Raw genomic sequence first — 14,279 nt, forward strand, 5'->3', positions numbered from 1 at the left:
CCGGCTAGAATGAAACCACATGTGTTACCTATGTCCCTAGCCAGGTGTTACCTATGTCCCTGTGCTGAACACTCTCGAGCCCACGCGGTTCCGGCCCCACGCAAGTCGATATACAGCTTACTCGTCGCGCCCCAACTCATCCCCCAATTCGCGCCCACGCGCCGCGGCCGCCTTCATCGCCTCGACGATCGCCGCCTTCACCCCCGCCGCTTCCATGCTGGAGATCGCCGCATGCGTCGTGCCGCCTTTCGAGGTAACGCGCTGGCGCAGCAGTTCAAGCGGCTCGCCTGACTGCGCCGCCAGCTCGGTTGCACCGGCGAACGTCGCCAGCGCCAGCTGCTTGCCCTGCTCCGCGTCCAGGCCCATTTCGCTGGCCGCCGCCTGCATCGCTTCGAGGAAGTAGAACACATAGGCCGGGCCGCTGCCCGAGACCGCCGTCACGGGATCGATCAGCGCTTCGTCCTCCAGCCACACGGTCTGGCCGACCGCGCGCAGCACCGCGTCGGCGGCCGCGCGCTGGCCTTCGCTCACGCCGGGCAAGGCCACCATGCCGGTGATGCCCTGCCGGATCAGGGCCGGGGTGTTCGGCATCGCGCGCACGATGGCGCCATGGCCGCCCAGCCAGCGCGACAGGTCGGCGCCACGGATGCCGGCAGCGATCGAGAGCACCAGCTGCGGGCCCACATGCGGCGCCAGCGCTGCCGCGACCTCGCGCATCTGCTGCGGCTTCACGGCCAGCACGATGACGTCGGCGCTCGCCAGTTCGGCGTCGATCGCCGTCGCGGTGCCGGCGCCATAGTCCGCGGCCAGGCGTGCCAGCGCCTCCGGGTTCGGGTCCACCACGTGGAAACGGTTTTCCGGCTGTTTGGCCAGCCCGGCGATCAAGGCGGTGGCCATGTTGCCGCCGCCGATGAATGCGATGTTCATTGCGTATCCCTAGTCATAATTGCGTTCGCCAAAGATGGCGCTACCCACGCGCACGATGGTTGCGCCCTCGAGGATGGCGGCCTGCATGTCTCCCGACATGCCCATCGACAGCGTGTCGAGCGCCAGGCCGTACGCGCGTAGGTCTTCGGCAAGCCCGCGCAGTTTCGCGAACGCGGCGCGCTGCAAGGCCGGGTCGGCCTGGGCCTCGGGAATGGCCATCAGCCCACGCAGGCGCAGGTTCGGCAACGCGGCCACCTGGCGCGCCAGCTCCGGCAGTTCGTCCGGCCTGGCCCCGCTCTTGGTGGCCTCGCCGCTGATGTTGACTTGCAGGCAGATGTTCAGGGGGCCCATCTCGGGCGGGCGCTGCTCGGACAGGCGCTGGGCGATTTTCAGGCGCTCGACCGTGTGCACCCAGGCGAAGCTGGTGGCGATCGGGCGCGTCTTGTTGCTCTGGATCGGGCCGATGAAATGCCATTCGATGGGCGCGTCTGCCGGCGCCGGTTGCGCGCGCGCCACGTCGGCGATCTTTTCGACGCCTTCCTGCACATAGTTTTCGCCGAAGGCGCGCTGGCCGGCGGCAATGGCCTCCAGCACGGCTTCTGCCGGGAAGGTCTTGGAGACGGCAAGCAGCTGGACGCTCGACCGGGGCCTGCCGGCGCTGGTCAAGGCAGCGTTGATTGTCGCTTCGACAGCTTGCAAGTTAGCAGCGATTGTGGACATAATCTTTTCTATGGGCAATATTCGAGATGATACGAGTAGCTGCACCCCTTCACGGCACAGGGATTATAAATGGACATCTCAGAACTACTTGCCTTCTCGGTAAAGAACAAAGCTTCCGACCTGCACCTCTCGGCCGGCCTGCCGCCGATGATCCGCGTGCATGGCGACGTACGCCGCATCAACCTGCCGCCGCTCGAGCACAAGGACGTGCACGCGATGGTGTACGACATCATGAACGACGGCCAGCGCAAGCAGTACGAGGAAATGCTCGAATGCGATTTCTCGTTCGCGATCCCGGGCCTGGCCCGTTTCCGTGTCAACGCCTTCAACCAGGAGCGCGGCGCGGCCGCCGTGCTGCGCACGATTCCGTCGAAAATCCTGACGCTGGAAGACTTGAACGCGCCGAAGATCTTCGCCGACCTGGCCTTGAAGCCGCGCGGCCTGGTGCTGGTCACCGGCCCGACCGGCTCCGGCAAGTCGACCACGCTGGCGGCCATGATCAACCACCTGAACGAGACCGAGTACGGCCACATCCTGACCATCGAGGACCCGATCGAATTTGTCCACGAGTCGAAGAAGTGCCTGATCAACCAGCGCGAAGTCGGTCCGCACACGCTCTCGTTCAGCAATTCGCTGCGTTCGGCGCTGCGCGAAGACCCGGACGCGATCCTGGTCGGCGAACTGCGCGACCTCGAGACCATCCGCCTGGCCCTGTCCGCGGCCGAAACCGGCCACCTCGTGTTCGGCACCCTGCACACCTCGTCGGCGGCGAAGACCATCGACCGTATCGTCGACGTCTTCCCGGCCGAGGAAAAGGAAATGGTGCGGGCGATGCTGTCGGAATCCCTGCAGGCCGTGATTTCGCAGACCCTGCTCAAGACCAAGGACGGAGCCGGCCGCGTGGCGGCGCACGAGATCATGATCGGCACCCCGGCCATCCGCAACCTGATCCGCGAAGCGAAGATCGCGCAAATGTACTCGAGCATCCAGACCGGCAGCAACGTCGGCATGCAGACGCTGGACCAGAACCTGACCGACCTGGTTCGCCGCAACGTCATCTCCAGCGCCGCCGCTCGTTCAGCCGCGAAGATCCCCGAAAACTTCCCTGGTTAAGGATAAAAATGGAACGCGACCAGGCATCCAAGTTCATGTTCGACCTGCTGCGCCTGATGGTCAGCAAGGGCGGCTCGGACCTCTTCATCACCGCCGGCTTCCCGCCGGCGATCAAGATCGACGGCAAGATGACGCCGGTCTCGAACCAGCCGCTCACGGCAAGCCACACCGCCGATCTCGCGCGTTCGATCATGAACGACAAGCAGACCGCCGGCTTCGAATTGACCCGCGAAGCGAACTTCGCGATCAGCCCGGGCGACCTGGGACGCTTCCGCGTCTCCGCGTTCGTCCAGATGAGCAGCGTCGGCATGGTGCTGCGCACGATCACGACCAAGATCCCGAAGTTCGAGGACCTCGACCTGCCGCCCGTGCTGAAGGACGTGATCATGTCCAAGCGCGGGCTGGTCGTGATGGTCGGCGCCACCGGTTCGGGCAAGTCGACGACGCTGGCCGCGATGGTCGGCTACCGCAACGAGAACAGCTACGGCCACATCATCACCATCGAGGACCCGGTCGAATTCGTCCACCCGCACAAGAACTGCATCATCACCCAGCGCGAAGTGGGCGTCGACACCGACAGTTTCGAGTCGGCCCTGAAGAACTCCCTGCGCCAGGCGCCGGACGTGATCCAGATCGGCGAAATCCGCGACCGCGAGACGATGGAACACGCCATCGCCTTCGCCGAAACCGGCCACCTGTGCCTGGCCACCCTGCACGCGAACAGCGCCAACCAGGCCCTGGACCGCATCATCAACTTCTTCCCCGAAGAGCGCCGCCAGCAGCTGTTGATGGACCTGTCGCTGAACCTGCGCGGCCTGGTCTCGCAGCGCCTGATCCCGAAGAAGGAAGACAAGGGCCGCGTGGTGGCGATGGAAATCATGCTCAACTCGCCGCTGATCTCGGACCTCGTCTTCAAGGGAGAAGTGCACGAGATCAAGGAGATCATGAAGAAGTCGCGCGAACTGGGCATGCAGACCTTCGACCAGGCCCTGTTCGACCTCTACGAGGCCGACAAGATTTCCTACGAAGACGCGCTGCGCAATGCCGATTCCGTGAACGACCTGCGCCTCACCATTAAGCTGGGCAGCAAGCACGCGAAGAACCGCGATTTCTCCAGCGGCACCGAGCACCTCGGACTCGTTTGAGGTAGGGTGGACGGCTTCGCCGTCCACGCGTTCAACGCCTGTTCGATGCCTCGCGAATGACCGGATATAGGCTGAACGCGTGGACGGCAAGCCGTCCACCCTACGGTATCATGTCCGCATGAACGTTTTCGACTTCCAGGCGCTTGCCCTCGACGGCACCCCGATCGACCTGTCGCGCTACCGCGGCAAGGTCCTGCTCATCGTGAACACGGCGTCCGAATGCGGCTTCACGCCGCAGTATGCGGGCCTGGAACAGGTCTACCGCCAGTTCCGCGAGCGCGGCGTCGAGGTGCTCGGCTTTCCCTGCAACCAGTTCGGCAAGCAGGAACCGGGCGACGCGGCGCAGATCGGCGCGTTTTGCGAAAAGAACTTCGGCGTGAGCTTCCCGCTGTTCGCCAAGGTCGAGGTCAACGGCCCGCAGGCCCATCCGCTGTTCCGGCACCTCAAGCGCGCCGCGCCCGGCGTACTCGGCACGCAGCGCATCAAGTGGAACTTCACCAAATTCCTTGTCGACCGCGACGGCGAGGTACGCAAACGCTATGCGCCGCAGACCAGGCCCGAACAGATCGCCGGCGACATCGACAGGCTGCTGGCGTCCTGAGCGGCCTGCCCGCGCAGCCTGTGTTGCGGCGCGCAGCCTCCCCGCCGTATTTACCTTAGAGTAAGCTGGCACCTGTCCATTTACAACAGCAGGCAAGGCAGGCGTGAACCCGCAAAACGATGCACCTTCCATCACGGAAGAACACCTCTCCATCACCGAAGTCGAGCGGCAGACCGGGATCCGCCAGGCCACGCTGCGCATGTGGGAAAAACGCTATGGTTTTCCCCAACCCTTGCGCGACAGGCACGGCGACCGCGTCTACCCGCTCAGCCAGGTGGAGCGCCTGCAGGCGGCGCGCCGTCTCCTCGACCAGGGTGTCCGTCCCAGCAAGATTTTCTCGGACGCGAGCACGCCGGGCCCGTCCGATGCCCCGGCGCCGGCCGCGTCTCCGGACGCCGGGGCCGGTCCCTACCAGGCCATCCTTGACATGCTGCGCCAATACCGTCTCGGCGAACTGCACGGCCATTTCCATTACCGGCTGCTGGACCTGGGCCTGCGCCGCTTCGTGATCGAGTTCCTGGCGCCGCTGTCGAATGCGGTCGGGGCGGCCTGGGGGCGCGGCGAGCTGCCGACGCGCTGCGAACACCTGTATTCGCAACTGGCGACCTCGATCCTGCATGCCAGGCAGGCCGAGGTAAGGGCCGCCAGCCGGCGCGGGCCGCGTGTCCTGCTGGCCACCCTGACCGGCGAAACGCACGTGATCGGCATCCTGATGGTCGAAGCGGTGCTGGCCACCCTCGAAGTGGAATGCATACAACTCGGCAGCGAGGTGCCGCCGCTGGAGGTTGCGGCAGCCGCCCGGGAGACCGGGGCGGACATCGTGGCCTTGTCGTTCAGCTCCTATTTTCCGCGCAAGAGCGTGGTGCGCATGGTGACGGCGCTGCGCGCGGCCCTGCCGCCCGAGGCGATGCTGTGGGTCGGCGGCGACGGTGTACCCGACGCCGCCCTGCTCGGTGCAGGAGTACAGGTGTTTCGGACGCTCGCAGCGATCGAGCCGGCGCTGCTGGCTTGGCGTGCGTCCGTCAGCGCGGAAAAGGACGAGGCCGGACGCTGATCCACCCGGTTCTGGCCAAGAGCCAAGCTCGCGTTGCGCAAATGTAACAATCTGCGCTATTTTGTAGGACTTGTCTTACATGATGATCGTATTAAACAAACAGTGCGAAATTGCCTGGCCGGGCACGGCTTCGCCCGGTTTGTGCTGCACAAACACGACAAACCCGAGCTTAACTACATCCAGTCAACATTTGTTTCCTATTGGTACTAGTGAAATGCACTGATATCGTGCATTTTCAGGACAGGAATACGGCGTCGACATCCTGAACGTGCAGGAAATCCAGCGCCTCGCTGCCTGATCGCTCCCACTACTGCAACTTTGGAAACATCCCATGTTTAATCAAATGAAGGTCGGCACCCGCCTGATCGCCGCGTTCCTGATCCTGTCGGCGCTCGGCGCCATCGTGGCCGGGATCGGCATCGTCAACATGTCGCGCATGGACGCCAGGAACGACGACATCTACCAGAAAGAACTGCTCGGCATTTCCTACATCAAGGAAGCCAACATCGACCTGATCTACATGGGACGCGCCATCCGCAACGTCCTGTTGGCGTCGACCGACGAGGACCGCAAGGCGGCCGTCGCCAAGGTCGACGAGGCGCGCGCCCAGCTCAAGGCCAACCTCGACAAGGCGCGCCCGCTGTTCCACCTGGAAAAGGGCAAGCAGCTGTTTGCCGAAGTCGACCAGCGGGTGCGCGTCTACGACGCCGCCATCATGGAGGCGACCAAGCGCGCGCTGGCCGAGCCGCTGCAGCAAAACCGCGCCTCGGTCGAGTACCTGTTCGCGACTGTGGTACCGGTCGCCAACGCGGCCGATGTGCGCATGACCGACCTGGCCCGGCTGAAGGAACAAAATGCCGCAGAAGCGGTCGCCGCCGCCAGCGCTGCCTACCATGCGAGCCGCACGATGATGCTGTTGCTGGTGCTGGGCGGCGCTGCGGCCGGCCTCGGGCTGGGCGTGCTCCTGACCCGCAGCCTGACCCGCCAGCTCGGCGGCGAGCCTGCCTATGCGAGCGCCGTCGCCGGCCGTATCGCCGCCGGCGACCTGACGGTGGCCGTCGACCTGCGCCCGGGCGACAGCAACAGCATGCTGTTCGCCATGAAGACCATGCGGGACAGCCTGGCGCGCATCGTCGGCCAGGTGCGCAGCGGTACCGACACGATCGCCTCGGCCTCGAGCCAGATCGCCAGCGGCAACCTCGACCTGTCGTCGCGCACCGAAGAGCAGGCCAGCTCGCTGGAAGAAACCGCCTCCTCGATGGAAGAACTGACCTCGACCGTCAAGCAGAACGCCGACAATGCGCGCCAGGCCAACCAGCTGGCCTCCTCGGCCTCGCAGGTGGCCGAACGCGGCGGCACGGTGGTGTCGCAAGTGGTCGACACGATGGCCTCGATCAACGACTCGTCGAAGAAGATCGTCGACATCATCGGCGTGATCGACGGCATCGCCTTCCAGACCAATATCCTGGCGCTGAACGCCGCCGTGGAAGCGGCGCGCGCCGGCGAACAGGGACGCGGCTTTGCCGTCGTCGCCTCCGAAGTGCGCACCCTGGCCCAGCGTTCGGCCGCGGCGGCCAAGGAAATCAAGTCGCTGATCGACGATTCGGTGGCCAAGGTCGACGCCGGCGCGAAGCTGGTCGACCATGCCGGCACGACCATGGGAGAAATCGTCGCCAGCGTACGCAACGTCACCGACATCATGGGCGAGATCACGGCCGCCAGCCAGGAACAGACCTCGGGCATCGAGCAGATCAACACGGCCATCAGCCAGATGGACGAGGTCACGCAACAGAACGCCTCGCTGGTCGAGGAAGCGGCCGCGGCGGCCGAGGCGATGCAGGAACAGGCGGCGAAACTGGCCGAAATCGTGGCCGTGTTCAAGCTCGACGCTGCGCTAGACGTAACGGCCGGCGCGCCCGCGCGTCCGGCGGCGAAAGCGGCGCCGGCGCCGCGCCCGGGCGCGCGCCTGGCGGCCCCGGCGCGCCAGGCTGCCCGCCACGCAGCGCCCGCCGAGGCCGGCGAGGAATCGTTCTAAGGCGGCCCGGCGCGGGCGGAACCTGGCGAAAACACACGACGGGCGGGAACCGCCCTGCCCTTCAGCGCTGCGGCGTGAAGCGGATCGCCTGCCCGCCGCCCGGCGCCAGGCGCAATTGCAAGGTATCCCCGGCCGTCACCCTGCGCTGCTCGACGACCAGGTCGAAGCGCCGCTCGCTGCGGTAGTCGGCGCGGTCGCCGTCGCGGTAAATCTCGGCCATGTAGGTCTTGCCGGGGTCGAGGAAGGCGAGCGGCAGCGCCAGCGTGCGCGCCTGGCCGTCGGTGACGGCGCCCACATACCAGTCCTGCCCGCCCCGCTCCTTGCGCGCGATGGTCGCGTACTCGCCCACCGCCCCGTTGATCACGCGCGTATCGGCCCAGTCGGTCGGCACGTCGCGGATGAACTTGAAGGCGGCCGGGTACTTCTCGTAGTTCTCCGGCAGGTCGGCCGCCATCACCAGCGGCGAATAGATCACGACGAAGTTGGCCAGCTGCTTGGCCTGGGTCGAATTGAAGACCTTGCCGTCGGCGCCGACCAGGCTCAGGACGCCGGGCGTGTAATCCATCGGCCCGCTGAGCATGCGCGTAAACACCAGTTTTGCCTCGTGGTCGACGCTGTTGGGCGGGTTGCCCCAGGCGTTGTACTCGACGCCGCGCGCGCCTTCGCGCGTCAGCCAGTTCGGCCAGGTGCGGCGCAGGCCGGTGTCCTTGACCGGTTCGTGGGTGTCGATGGCGATCCGGTATTTCGCCGCCTCGGTCACGGCTTTCTGGAAGTGGCGCACGCCGTCCTGCGAATCGTAGTGGCCGTAGCGCGGCTTGCCGTCGCGCCCCGTAAACTGCATGCCGCCCGCCTCGTGCACATAGCCCGACTTGACGCTGTCGACGCCGTGTTTGGCATAGAGCCGGTAGGCCGCGTCCATCTGCCGTTCGTAGGCCGGCAGGTTGGCGCCGGTCTCGTGGTGGCCGACCAGGCGCACGCCTTTCGACTTGGCGTAGGCCGCCAGGCCAGGCAGGTCGAAGTCAGGATAGGATCGGGTGAAGCTGAAGTCGGCGCCGCCGTGGCCCCAGTCGCTTTCCCAGCCCAGGTTCCAGCCCTCGACCAGCACGCCGCGGAAACCGTTCCTGGCGGCGAAGTCGATGTAACGCCTGGTATTGGCCGTGTTGGCCGCATGCTTCGGCCCCGCGTTCCAGGTGCCTTGCTGCAGGTGCATCTCCCACCAGACGCCCACGAATTTCGACGGCTTGACCCAGGAGACGTCGCCCAGCTTGTTCGGCTCGTTCAGGTTGAGCACGAGGTCGGACATGTACAGGCCAGCCGCATCGTCGGCGATCTGCATCGTGCGCCAGGGCGTGGTAAACGCCCCGCTGCGCACCACCGCCGGGCCGTAGGAAGACGGCGCCAGCATCGCGCGCAGCTTCTGCCCGTCCACCTTGCGCAGCCACATCGAGGCATAGTCGACCAGGGCCGCTTCGTGGAAGGCGATGTGGGTGCCGTCCGCCAGGCGCAGGGTCAGCGGGGTGTTGGCGATGCCGATCTCGGCGAGCGGCGCCTTGCGGATCTCTTCTTCCAGCCCCGGCAGCTCGCCGGCCGGAATCCACCATGCGGTGGCGGGTTGCGCGACCGTGAATTCGGTCAGCTCGTCGAGGATCTCGACCGTCTGGAGCTGGGACTGGGCCGGGAATTCGTAGCGGAAGCCGACGCCGTCGTCGTAGATACGGAACACGAGCGCGAGCTTGCGGCCGGCATGCTTCTTCTGCTCGAGCTCGACGCGCAGCTCGCGGTAGCGGTTGCGCACGAACTGGCGCTCGCCCCAAGGCTGCTCCCAGGTCGAATCGTGCTCGCTCACGGCCTGCCGCTGCAGGCTGAAACCGCCGTCGAGCCGGGGCGCGTTGGCCAGGTTGAAGCCCAGGCGCGACAGGCCGATCACCTCCTTGCCGCGCCGCTTGACCGCGTAACCGAGCTTGCCGGCGCCGTCGACCTGCACCTCGACGTCGATAAGCTGGCCGGGAGAGCTAGCACCGGCAATGCGTTGTTGTGCCCACGCATTCAGGCAGAGCGTCAGGGAAGCGGCCAGGACGGCGGCGGTGCGATACATGCTCAACGGTGGTCTCCTCTCGCCACCTGTTTGAGGTAGCAAAACTACGTATTGTTCGGATAAGTGAAGGGAATCATAAGCCAAAAACTGTAACTCCACTACCAAAGTTGCTCGCTTATGCCTGCCCTGGCCTGGCCAAGCCCAGCGCCGCCGCCGCCGCCGGGCGAAAAAAAAAGCCCGCGATGACGCGGGCTTCGTTGATGCTGGAAAGGCTTACTTGGTCTGGGCGGTCGCCGAGACGTGGGCGCCGTGGTTTTCCGGATGGGCTTCGGTGCCCACTTTGGCATCGGCCTTCAGCTCGGCCTTGGCATCCTTCGCATCGGCTTTCAGCTCGGCCTTGGCATCCTTGGCATCGGCCTTCACGGCAGCCTTGGCATCCTTGGTGTCGGTCTTGGCGACTACCTTGCCTTTGGCATCGGCCGTGGCTGCCTTTTGGGCTTCCTTGGTCGTGGCCTTCAGGTCAGTCCTGGCTTCCTTGGTGTCCACCAGAACCGCGGTGTTCGCATCCTTGGTTTCGACAGTCGTTTTCGCGACAGGCGAATCCGGCACTTGGGCGAATGCGGTGGTAGCGAACAGGCCGGCGATCAGGGTGGCAGTGATTTTTTTCATGGTGCAGCTCCTCGGTTAGTTGTCGTCTCAGTGCACATTGCATATGTCACTGAACCGATAACGGGGCGGTTACGGAAGCTGTTGACCGATTTAACAATTTCTTACATCGCTGGCAATTGCTTACAAGTAAGGCAACGCCTGTTCCAATGAAAAAACCCGCACGGTGTGCGGGTTTTTCCGGTCCCTCCACCAAGGTGGAGGTGGGATCGTATTACTTGGCCAGGCCTTTGGTGACGGCGTCACCGCTCGTAGCCCAGGTCACGGCGCCATTGGCATAGGTCGGGGTCAGGATGTACGTATCGGTTGCGACCACGCCGCCGTAGGCTTTAGGGGCTGCAGTGATGACGCCGTTTAAGGTCGTCACGGAATCGGCGTAGGCTTTCGGGCTGCCAGCTGCGATATTTTCAGGAATGCCATGCTCGCCGCCATCGCAGCCGGTCACGGTGCCCAGATCCTGCGCACACATGTCGACAGCGATCTTCACAGCCGAGGTCGAAGCGACGACTTCAGCGTACTTCGACTTGTCCATGTACTTCGAGTAGGCCGGCAGAGCAATCGATGCCAGAATACCAATGATGGCAACCACGATCATCAGTTCGATCAGGGTGAAGCCCTTCTGTGCTTGTGCTTTGTATTGGGAAAATTTCATAATAGCTCCGTCAGTTTAGGTGAGTGTTCATGCAGACTTGTGTGTGCCTTACGTGTTTCTATACAGCAATGACCGTGCCAGCCCGAAACGACCCGATTTTCGTGGATTTGGATGGGCCAACGGGCCCGCCAGGCCGGATTTGGCGCCGCAAACGGGGTTTCACCGCAGCTTGGCACCCTGAAATGGGGTGTCAGCAGGATGTTGGCGCCAGCGCCAGGGGTATCAACCGTGTCGGAGTCAGTCCGCACTCGCAAGGAGCCGCAGTTGGAATTTATTAGTGTTGGTGCCGCCATCAGTTTGACGGAATGGAGCGAGAGTACGTTCCGGCGCAGGATTGCCGAGGGTTCGGTCAAGCGCAAGCTCGAGCCCGGAGTGAACGGCAGGTCGATGGTGGATGTCGAGTCGATCCAGCCCCATCTCTGCCTTGCCCTCGACGAGGACGACATCGCGCTGGTCAAGGCGGCGGACGCGGGCGACCCCGAAGCGCAGACCGACCTGGCGCTGCTGTTCCTGGCAGCGGACAAGACGAAGAGTGCGCTGTACTGGCTCGAGCTGGCGGTCAAGAAGGAGTACGCGAATGCGATGTACTACCTGAGCCTTTGCCACATCGACGGCAAGGGCGTCCCGCAGGACGAAAACCTGGGTTTGATGTGGCTGGCCCGGGCCGCCGTCCATGGCAGCGTCATCGCCCAGGACCATATGCAGGCCGTACGCGACAAGCTGGCCCTCAGCCCTGCCTAGACCCCGGGTCCCGCTTCGCCGCACCACGCGAGCTCACCGCGCGGCACCGCGGCATGCAGCACGAAGCGGATCGCATTCACCAGGGGCTGCGCCGCGTCGAAGGACGCGCCGCCGGCACCGTCGTCCCGCACCAGCGCAACGCGCCAGTGCTCCTTGCTGCCCTCGCAATTGACGCACACGACCTGGAACACGGCGCCTGGCTGCGCCTCCCAGCGCAGCAGCCAGCAGCGCTCTCCGGGGGCCGGATAGCCGGTCGCGATGCCCTGCAGCGCCAGCTTCCCCGCCAGCCAGAAGGCCAGCTCGGCGCCATAGGTTTTCGGCGCGAGCTGGCAGGCCTCGGGCAGGATCGGGACGAAGCGCCGGCTCCGGAAGCGCGCCAATTCCCGCACGGCCTTCATCCGACGTTCAGGCCCATCGCCCGCACCAGCTCGGCCGCCTGGCGCCGCGAGATGGTCGCGCCCGCGAACAATTTGGCGTTGACGAGTTTCAGGCCGCCGAGATCCGCTTCGCGCAGGTCGGCGCCGTCGAAGCGGGTGTCCTTGATATGGGCGTCGCGCAGGCTGCCGCCGGCGAACACGGCTTCGCGGAAATCGCAGCCGGACAGGTCGGCATCGGCGAAATCCAGGCCGTTCAAGGTCATCTTCCGGAACGACATGCGGCGCAGGTCGGCGCCGATGAGCAGGCTGTCCTCGAAGGACAGGCCGAGGTAGCTGACTTCCTCGAAGGCGGCGCCGGTCAGCTTGCAGCTGCGAAAAGAACACGAGGCCAGCTTGGCGCGGCGCCAGCTGGTGTTGTTCAGGTCGGACGATGCGAAGTGCGCGTCGACCAGGTCGCTCGACTCGAAATCGGCATGCCCTGCCCGGCAGCGCTGCCAGCGGGTACGCGCGAGCGTGGCGGCATAGAACGAGGTCTCGGCCAGGACACAGTTGCGAAACACGGCTTCCTGCAAATTCAGGCGCGAGAGGTCGGCGCCAGAGAAATCGCAGTCCTCGAAGACCAACAGGACATCCTGGGACAGCAGTTGTTCGACGCGCGAACGGTCGACCGTTTCGCTGGCGAGGGTGATGGTGTAACGTGACATGCAAGCTCGATGGAGACGACTCGGCCGCACAGGATACACGCGCCGGCGGTCCGGCACATCCCCCTTTGAAGCGGGACTCTAGAGGAACGGTGTCAGCGCGTCTCGATGTGCGCCGTGCCGTGGATGACGCAGGCGCGGTTGACGTCTTCCAGGAAGCGGATCGCCTCGCCTTGCGACAGCGAGGCGGGGATCAGGCGCGCCAGCGACGCCTCCTGGCTGACGCGATCGAGGCCGTAGGCAATGCTGCGCGAGACTTCGCGCGCCGGCTTGCCGTCGCTGTTATAGAGCGAATCGTAAACGCCGACCTCTTCCCACAAGGGGACGAAACCGGGGCTGGTCGAATCCTCGAAGACGATGACGGGCGCGTCGCCGCCCTCTTCGCGCACGAGGCGGAATACAAAACTCATTGCTTGCTCTGTTGAACTCGGGATGGAAACGGATGCTATCACGAGCGCGGGCGGCGCCGCGCATGGGTTTGGCCAGCCCCCTAGCGCTCGCGCACCAGGTTGAACTGCACGGCTCGGCGGTTGTAGTCGGCGACGGCTTGCCGGATGTAGCCGGTGAGCGCGTCGCCGGTGAGCGAAAACGGGTACAGCCCGGCCTGCGCGCGCATCTGCGCGAATTCCGGCGTCGCCTCGATGCGGGCAAACGCCGCCACCCAGCGCCGGTAGTCGGCCTCCGGCACGTCCGGGCCCATCCAGACGCCGCGGATCACCGGCCAGACGACATCGTAGCCCTGCTCGCGGGCGGTCGGCACCCCGGCCAGGATGCCGGGCAGGCGCCGTTCGGACAGCACCGCCAGCACCCTTACCTTGCCGGGGCCGGCGTACAGCAGGGCTTCGGAAGCGTCGCCCGAGATCGCCTGGACGTGGCCGGCCTCCATCGCGACGGCCTGCTCGCCGCCGCCTTCGAGCGCGACGAAGCGCATCTTGCGCGGATCGATGCCTGCCTTGCTGACCAGCAGCGCCATCTTCATCCAGTCCTGGCTGCCGATGGTGCCCGACATGCCGATCAGGACGCGCTGCGGATCGAGCCGCATGGCCTTGACCAGGTCGCCCAGCGTGCGGTAAGGCGAATCGGCGCGCACGGCGATCATGCCGTAGTCGGTGCCGAATGCCGCGACCCAGCGCACGTCGCCGACCCTGGCCTTGCCGAATTTGCCGCGCGCCAGGTTCAGGACCGAGCCGCCGGAAAACGCCACCAGGGTATTCGGTTCGCTGCGCCGTTGCGACACCAGCGTGTGCCAGGCGACCGCGCCGACCCCGCCCGGCAGGTAAGCGAGCTTCAGGTCGGGCGCGCCGGGCATGTCGTGCAGGGCCTGGCGCGCCAGCTTGCAGGTGACGTCCATCGCCCCGCCCGGCTTGGACGGGACCAGGCATTCGGGGCCGGCCTGGCGCGCGGCGACGACAGGCAGGCAGGCCGCGGCCAGCAGCGGCAGCAGGAGGGGGCGCAGTAGGTTCACGGCGTCATCATAGCCCGTCGCGGCCGGTAGCGCGGCCGGAGCTTAGA

Annotated in this window: 15 protein-coding genes; 6 read left to right on the forward strand and 9 right to left on the reverse strand. The window is 65.4% G+C overall.

Annotation, left to right across the window (positions count from 1 at the left end; genetic code table 11):
• Nucleotides 1-117 precede the first annotated feature (117 nt).
• Complete coding sequence (proC, locus tag ACFPAH_RS15455) at nt 118-927, reverse strand: pyrroline-5-carboxylate reductase (RefSeq protein ID WP_379747049.1); 810 nt, start codon at nt 925-927, stop codon at nt 118-120.
• Nucleotides 928-936: 9 nt separating this feature from the next.
• The gene (locus ACFPAH_RS15460; protein WP_379747051.1) at nt 937-1,647 is read right to left on the reverse strand and encodes a YggS family pyridoxal phosphate-dependent enzyme; all 711 of its coding nucleotides are present in this window, start codon (nt 1,645-1,647) and stop codon (nt 937-939) included.
• Between the two features lie 69 nt (nt 1,648-1,716).
• Between ACFPAH_RS15460 and ACFPAH_RS15465 the strand changes: the two genes are divergently transcribed.
• The 5 genes from ACFPAH_RS15465 to ACFPAH_RS15485 all read left to right on the forward strand — a co-directional run bounded on the left by ACFPAH_RS15465 (nt 1,717) and on the right by ACFPAH_RS15485 (nt 7,595).
• On the forward strand, nt 1,717-2,760 hold the full coding sequence (locus ACFPAH_RS15465) for a type IV pilus twitching motility protein PilT (RefSeq protein WP_379747053.1): 1,044 nt from the start codon (nt 1,717-1,719) through the stop codon (nt 2,758-2,760).
• 8 nt (nt 2,761-2,768) lie between these two features.
• On the forward strand, nt 2,769-3,905 hold the full coding sequence (locus ACFPAH_RS15470; protein WP_379747055.1) for a PilT/PilU family type 4a pilus ATPase: 1,137 nt from the start codon (nt 2,769-2,771) through the stop codon (nt 3,903-3,905).
• A 118-nt stretch (nt 3,906-4,023) separates the two neighbouring features.
• A complete protein-coding gene (locus ACFPAH_RS15475; protein ID WP_379747057.1) occupies nt 4,024-4,506 on the forward strand; it encodes a glutathione peroxidase in 483 nt (160 codons plus the stop codon).
• 103 nt (nt 4,507-4,609) lie between these two features.
• Nucleotides 4,610-5,560: a MerR family transcriptional regulator gene (locus ACFPAH_RS15480; protein ID WP_379747059.1), complete on the forward strand. Its 951-nt coding sequence runs from the start codon at nt 4,610-4,612 to the stop codon at nt 5,558-5,560.
• A gap of 331 nt (nt 5,561-5,891) precedes the next feature.
• The gene (locus tag ACFPAH_RS15485; protein ID WP_379747061.1) at nt 5,892-7,595 is read left to right on the forward strand and encodes a methyl-accepting chemotaxis protein; all 1,704 of its coding nucleotides are present in this window, start codon (nt 5,892-5,894) and stop codon (nt 7,593-7,595) included.
• A 61-nt stretch (nt 7,596-7,656) separates the two neighbouring features.
• Here ACFPAH_RS15485 and ACFPAH_RS15490 read toward each other — a convergent pair whose 3' ends face one another.
• From ACFPAH_RS15490 to ACFPAH_RS15500, 3 genes are all read right to left on the reverse strand, one after another.
• The gene (locus tag ACFPAH_RS15490; protein WP_379747063.1) at nt 7,657-9,690 is read right to left on the reverse strand and encodes a glycoside hydrolase family 97 protein; all 2,034 of its coding nucleotides are present in this window, start codon (nt 9,688-9,690) and stop codon (nt 7,657-7,659) included.
• A gap of 213 nt (nt 9,691-9,903) precedes the next feature.
• Nucleotides 9,904-10,299, reverse strand: coding sequence for a hypothetical protein (locus ACFPAH_RS15495; protein ID WP_379747065.1), 396 nt, complete (start codon nt 10,297-10,299; stop codon nt 9,904-9,906).
• Between the two features lie 211 nt (nt 10,300-10,510).
• Nucleotides 10,511-10,948 (reverse strand): pilin, encoded by a 438-nt coding sequence (locus ACFPAH_RS15500; protein ID WP_379747067.1) that lies wholly within the window; start codon nt 10,946-10,948, stop codon nt 10,511-10,513.
• A 264-nt stretch (nt 10,949-11,212) separates the two neighbouring features.
• Here ACFPAH_RS15500 and ACFPAH_RS15505 point away from each other — a divergent pair, with 264 nt between their 5' ends.
• Nucleotides 11,213-11,689, forward strand: coding sequence for a tetratricopeptide repeat protein (locus ACFPAH_RS15505; protein ID WP_379747069.1), 477 nt, complete (start codon nt 11,213-11,215; stop codon nt 11,687-11,689).
• Here the strand turns inward: ACFPAH_RS15505 and ACFPAH_RS15510 are convergent.
• The 4 genes from ACFPAH_RS15510 to ACFPAH_RS15525 form a co-directional block, all read right to left on the reverse strand.
• Nucleotides 11,686-12,087 (reverse strand): hypothetical protein, encoded by a 402-nt coding sequence (locus ACFPAH_RS15510; RefSeq protein ID WP_379747071.1) that lies wholly within the window; start codon nt 12,085-12,087, stop codon nt 11,686-11,688. The genes ACFPAH_RS15505 and ACFPAH_RS15510 overlap by 4 nt on opposite strands.
• The gene (locus tag ACFPAH_RS15515; protein ID WP_379747073.1) at nt 12,084-12,770 is read right to left on the reverse strand and encodes a pentapeptide repeat-containing protein; all 687 of its coding nucleotides are present in this window, start codon (nt 12,768-12,770) and stop codon (nt 12,084-12,086) included. The genes ACFPAH_RS15510 and ACFPAH_RS15515 overlap by 4 nt, the downstream gene beginning before the upstream one ends.
• Nucleotides 12,771-12,862: 92 nt before the next feature.
• Nucleotides 12,863-13,177, reverse strand: coding sequence for a hypothetical protein (locus ACFPAH_RS15520; RefSeq protein WP_379747075.1), 315 nt, complete (start codon nt 13,175-13,177; stop codon nt 12,863-12,865).
• An 80-nt stretch (nt 13,178-13,257) separates the two neighbouring features.
• Nucleotides 13,258-14,232 carry a tripartite tricarboxylate transporter substrate binding protein gene (locus tag ACFPAH_RS15525; protein ID WP_379747077.1) on the reverse strand — a complete coding sequence of 325 codons (975 nt, stop codon included), beginning with the start codon at nt 14,230-14,232 and terminating at the stop codon, nt 13,258-13,260.
• Between the last annotated feature and the right edge of the window lie 47 nt (nt 14,233-14,279).

This window comes from Massilia sp. GCM10023247, from assembly GCF_042653325.1.
In the GTDB taxonomy this organism is placed as follows: Bacteria; Pseudomonadota; Gammaproteobacteria; order Burkholderiales; family Burkholderiaceae_D; genus Telluria.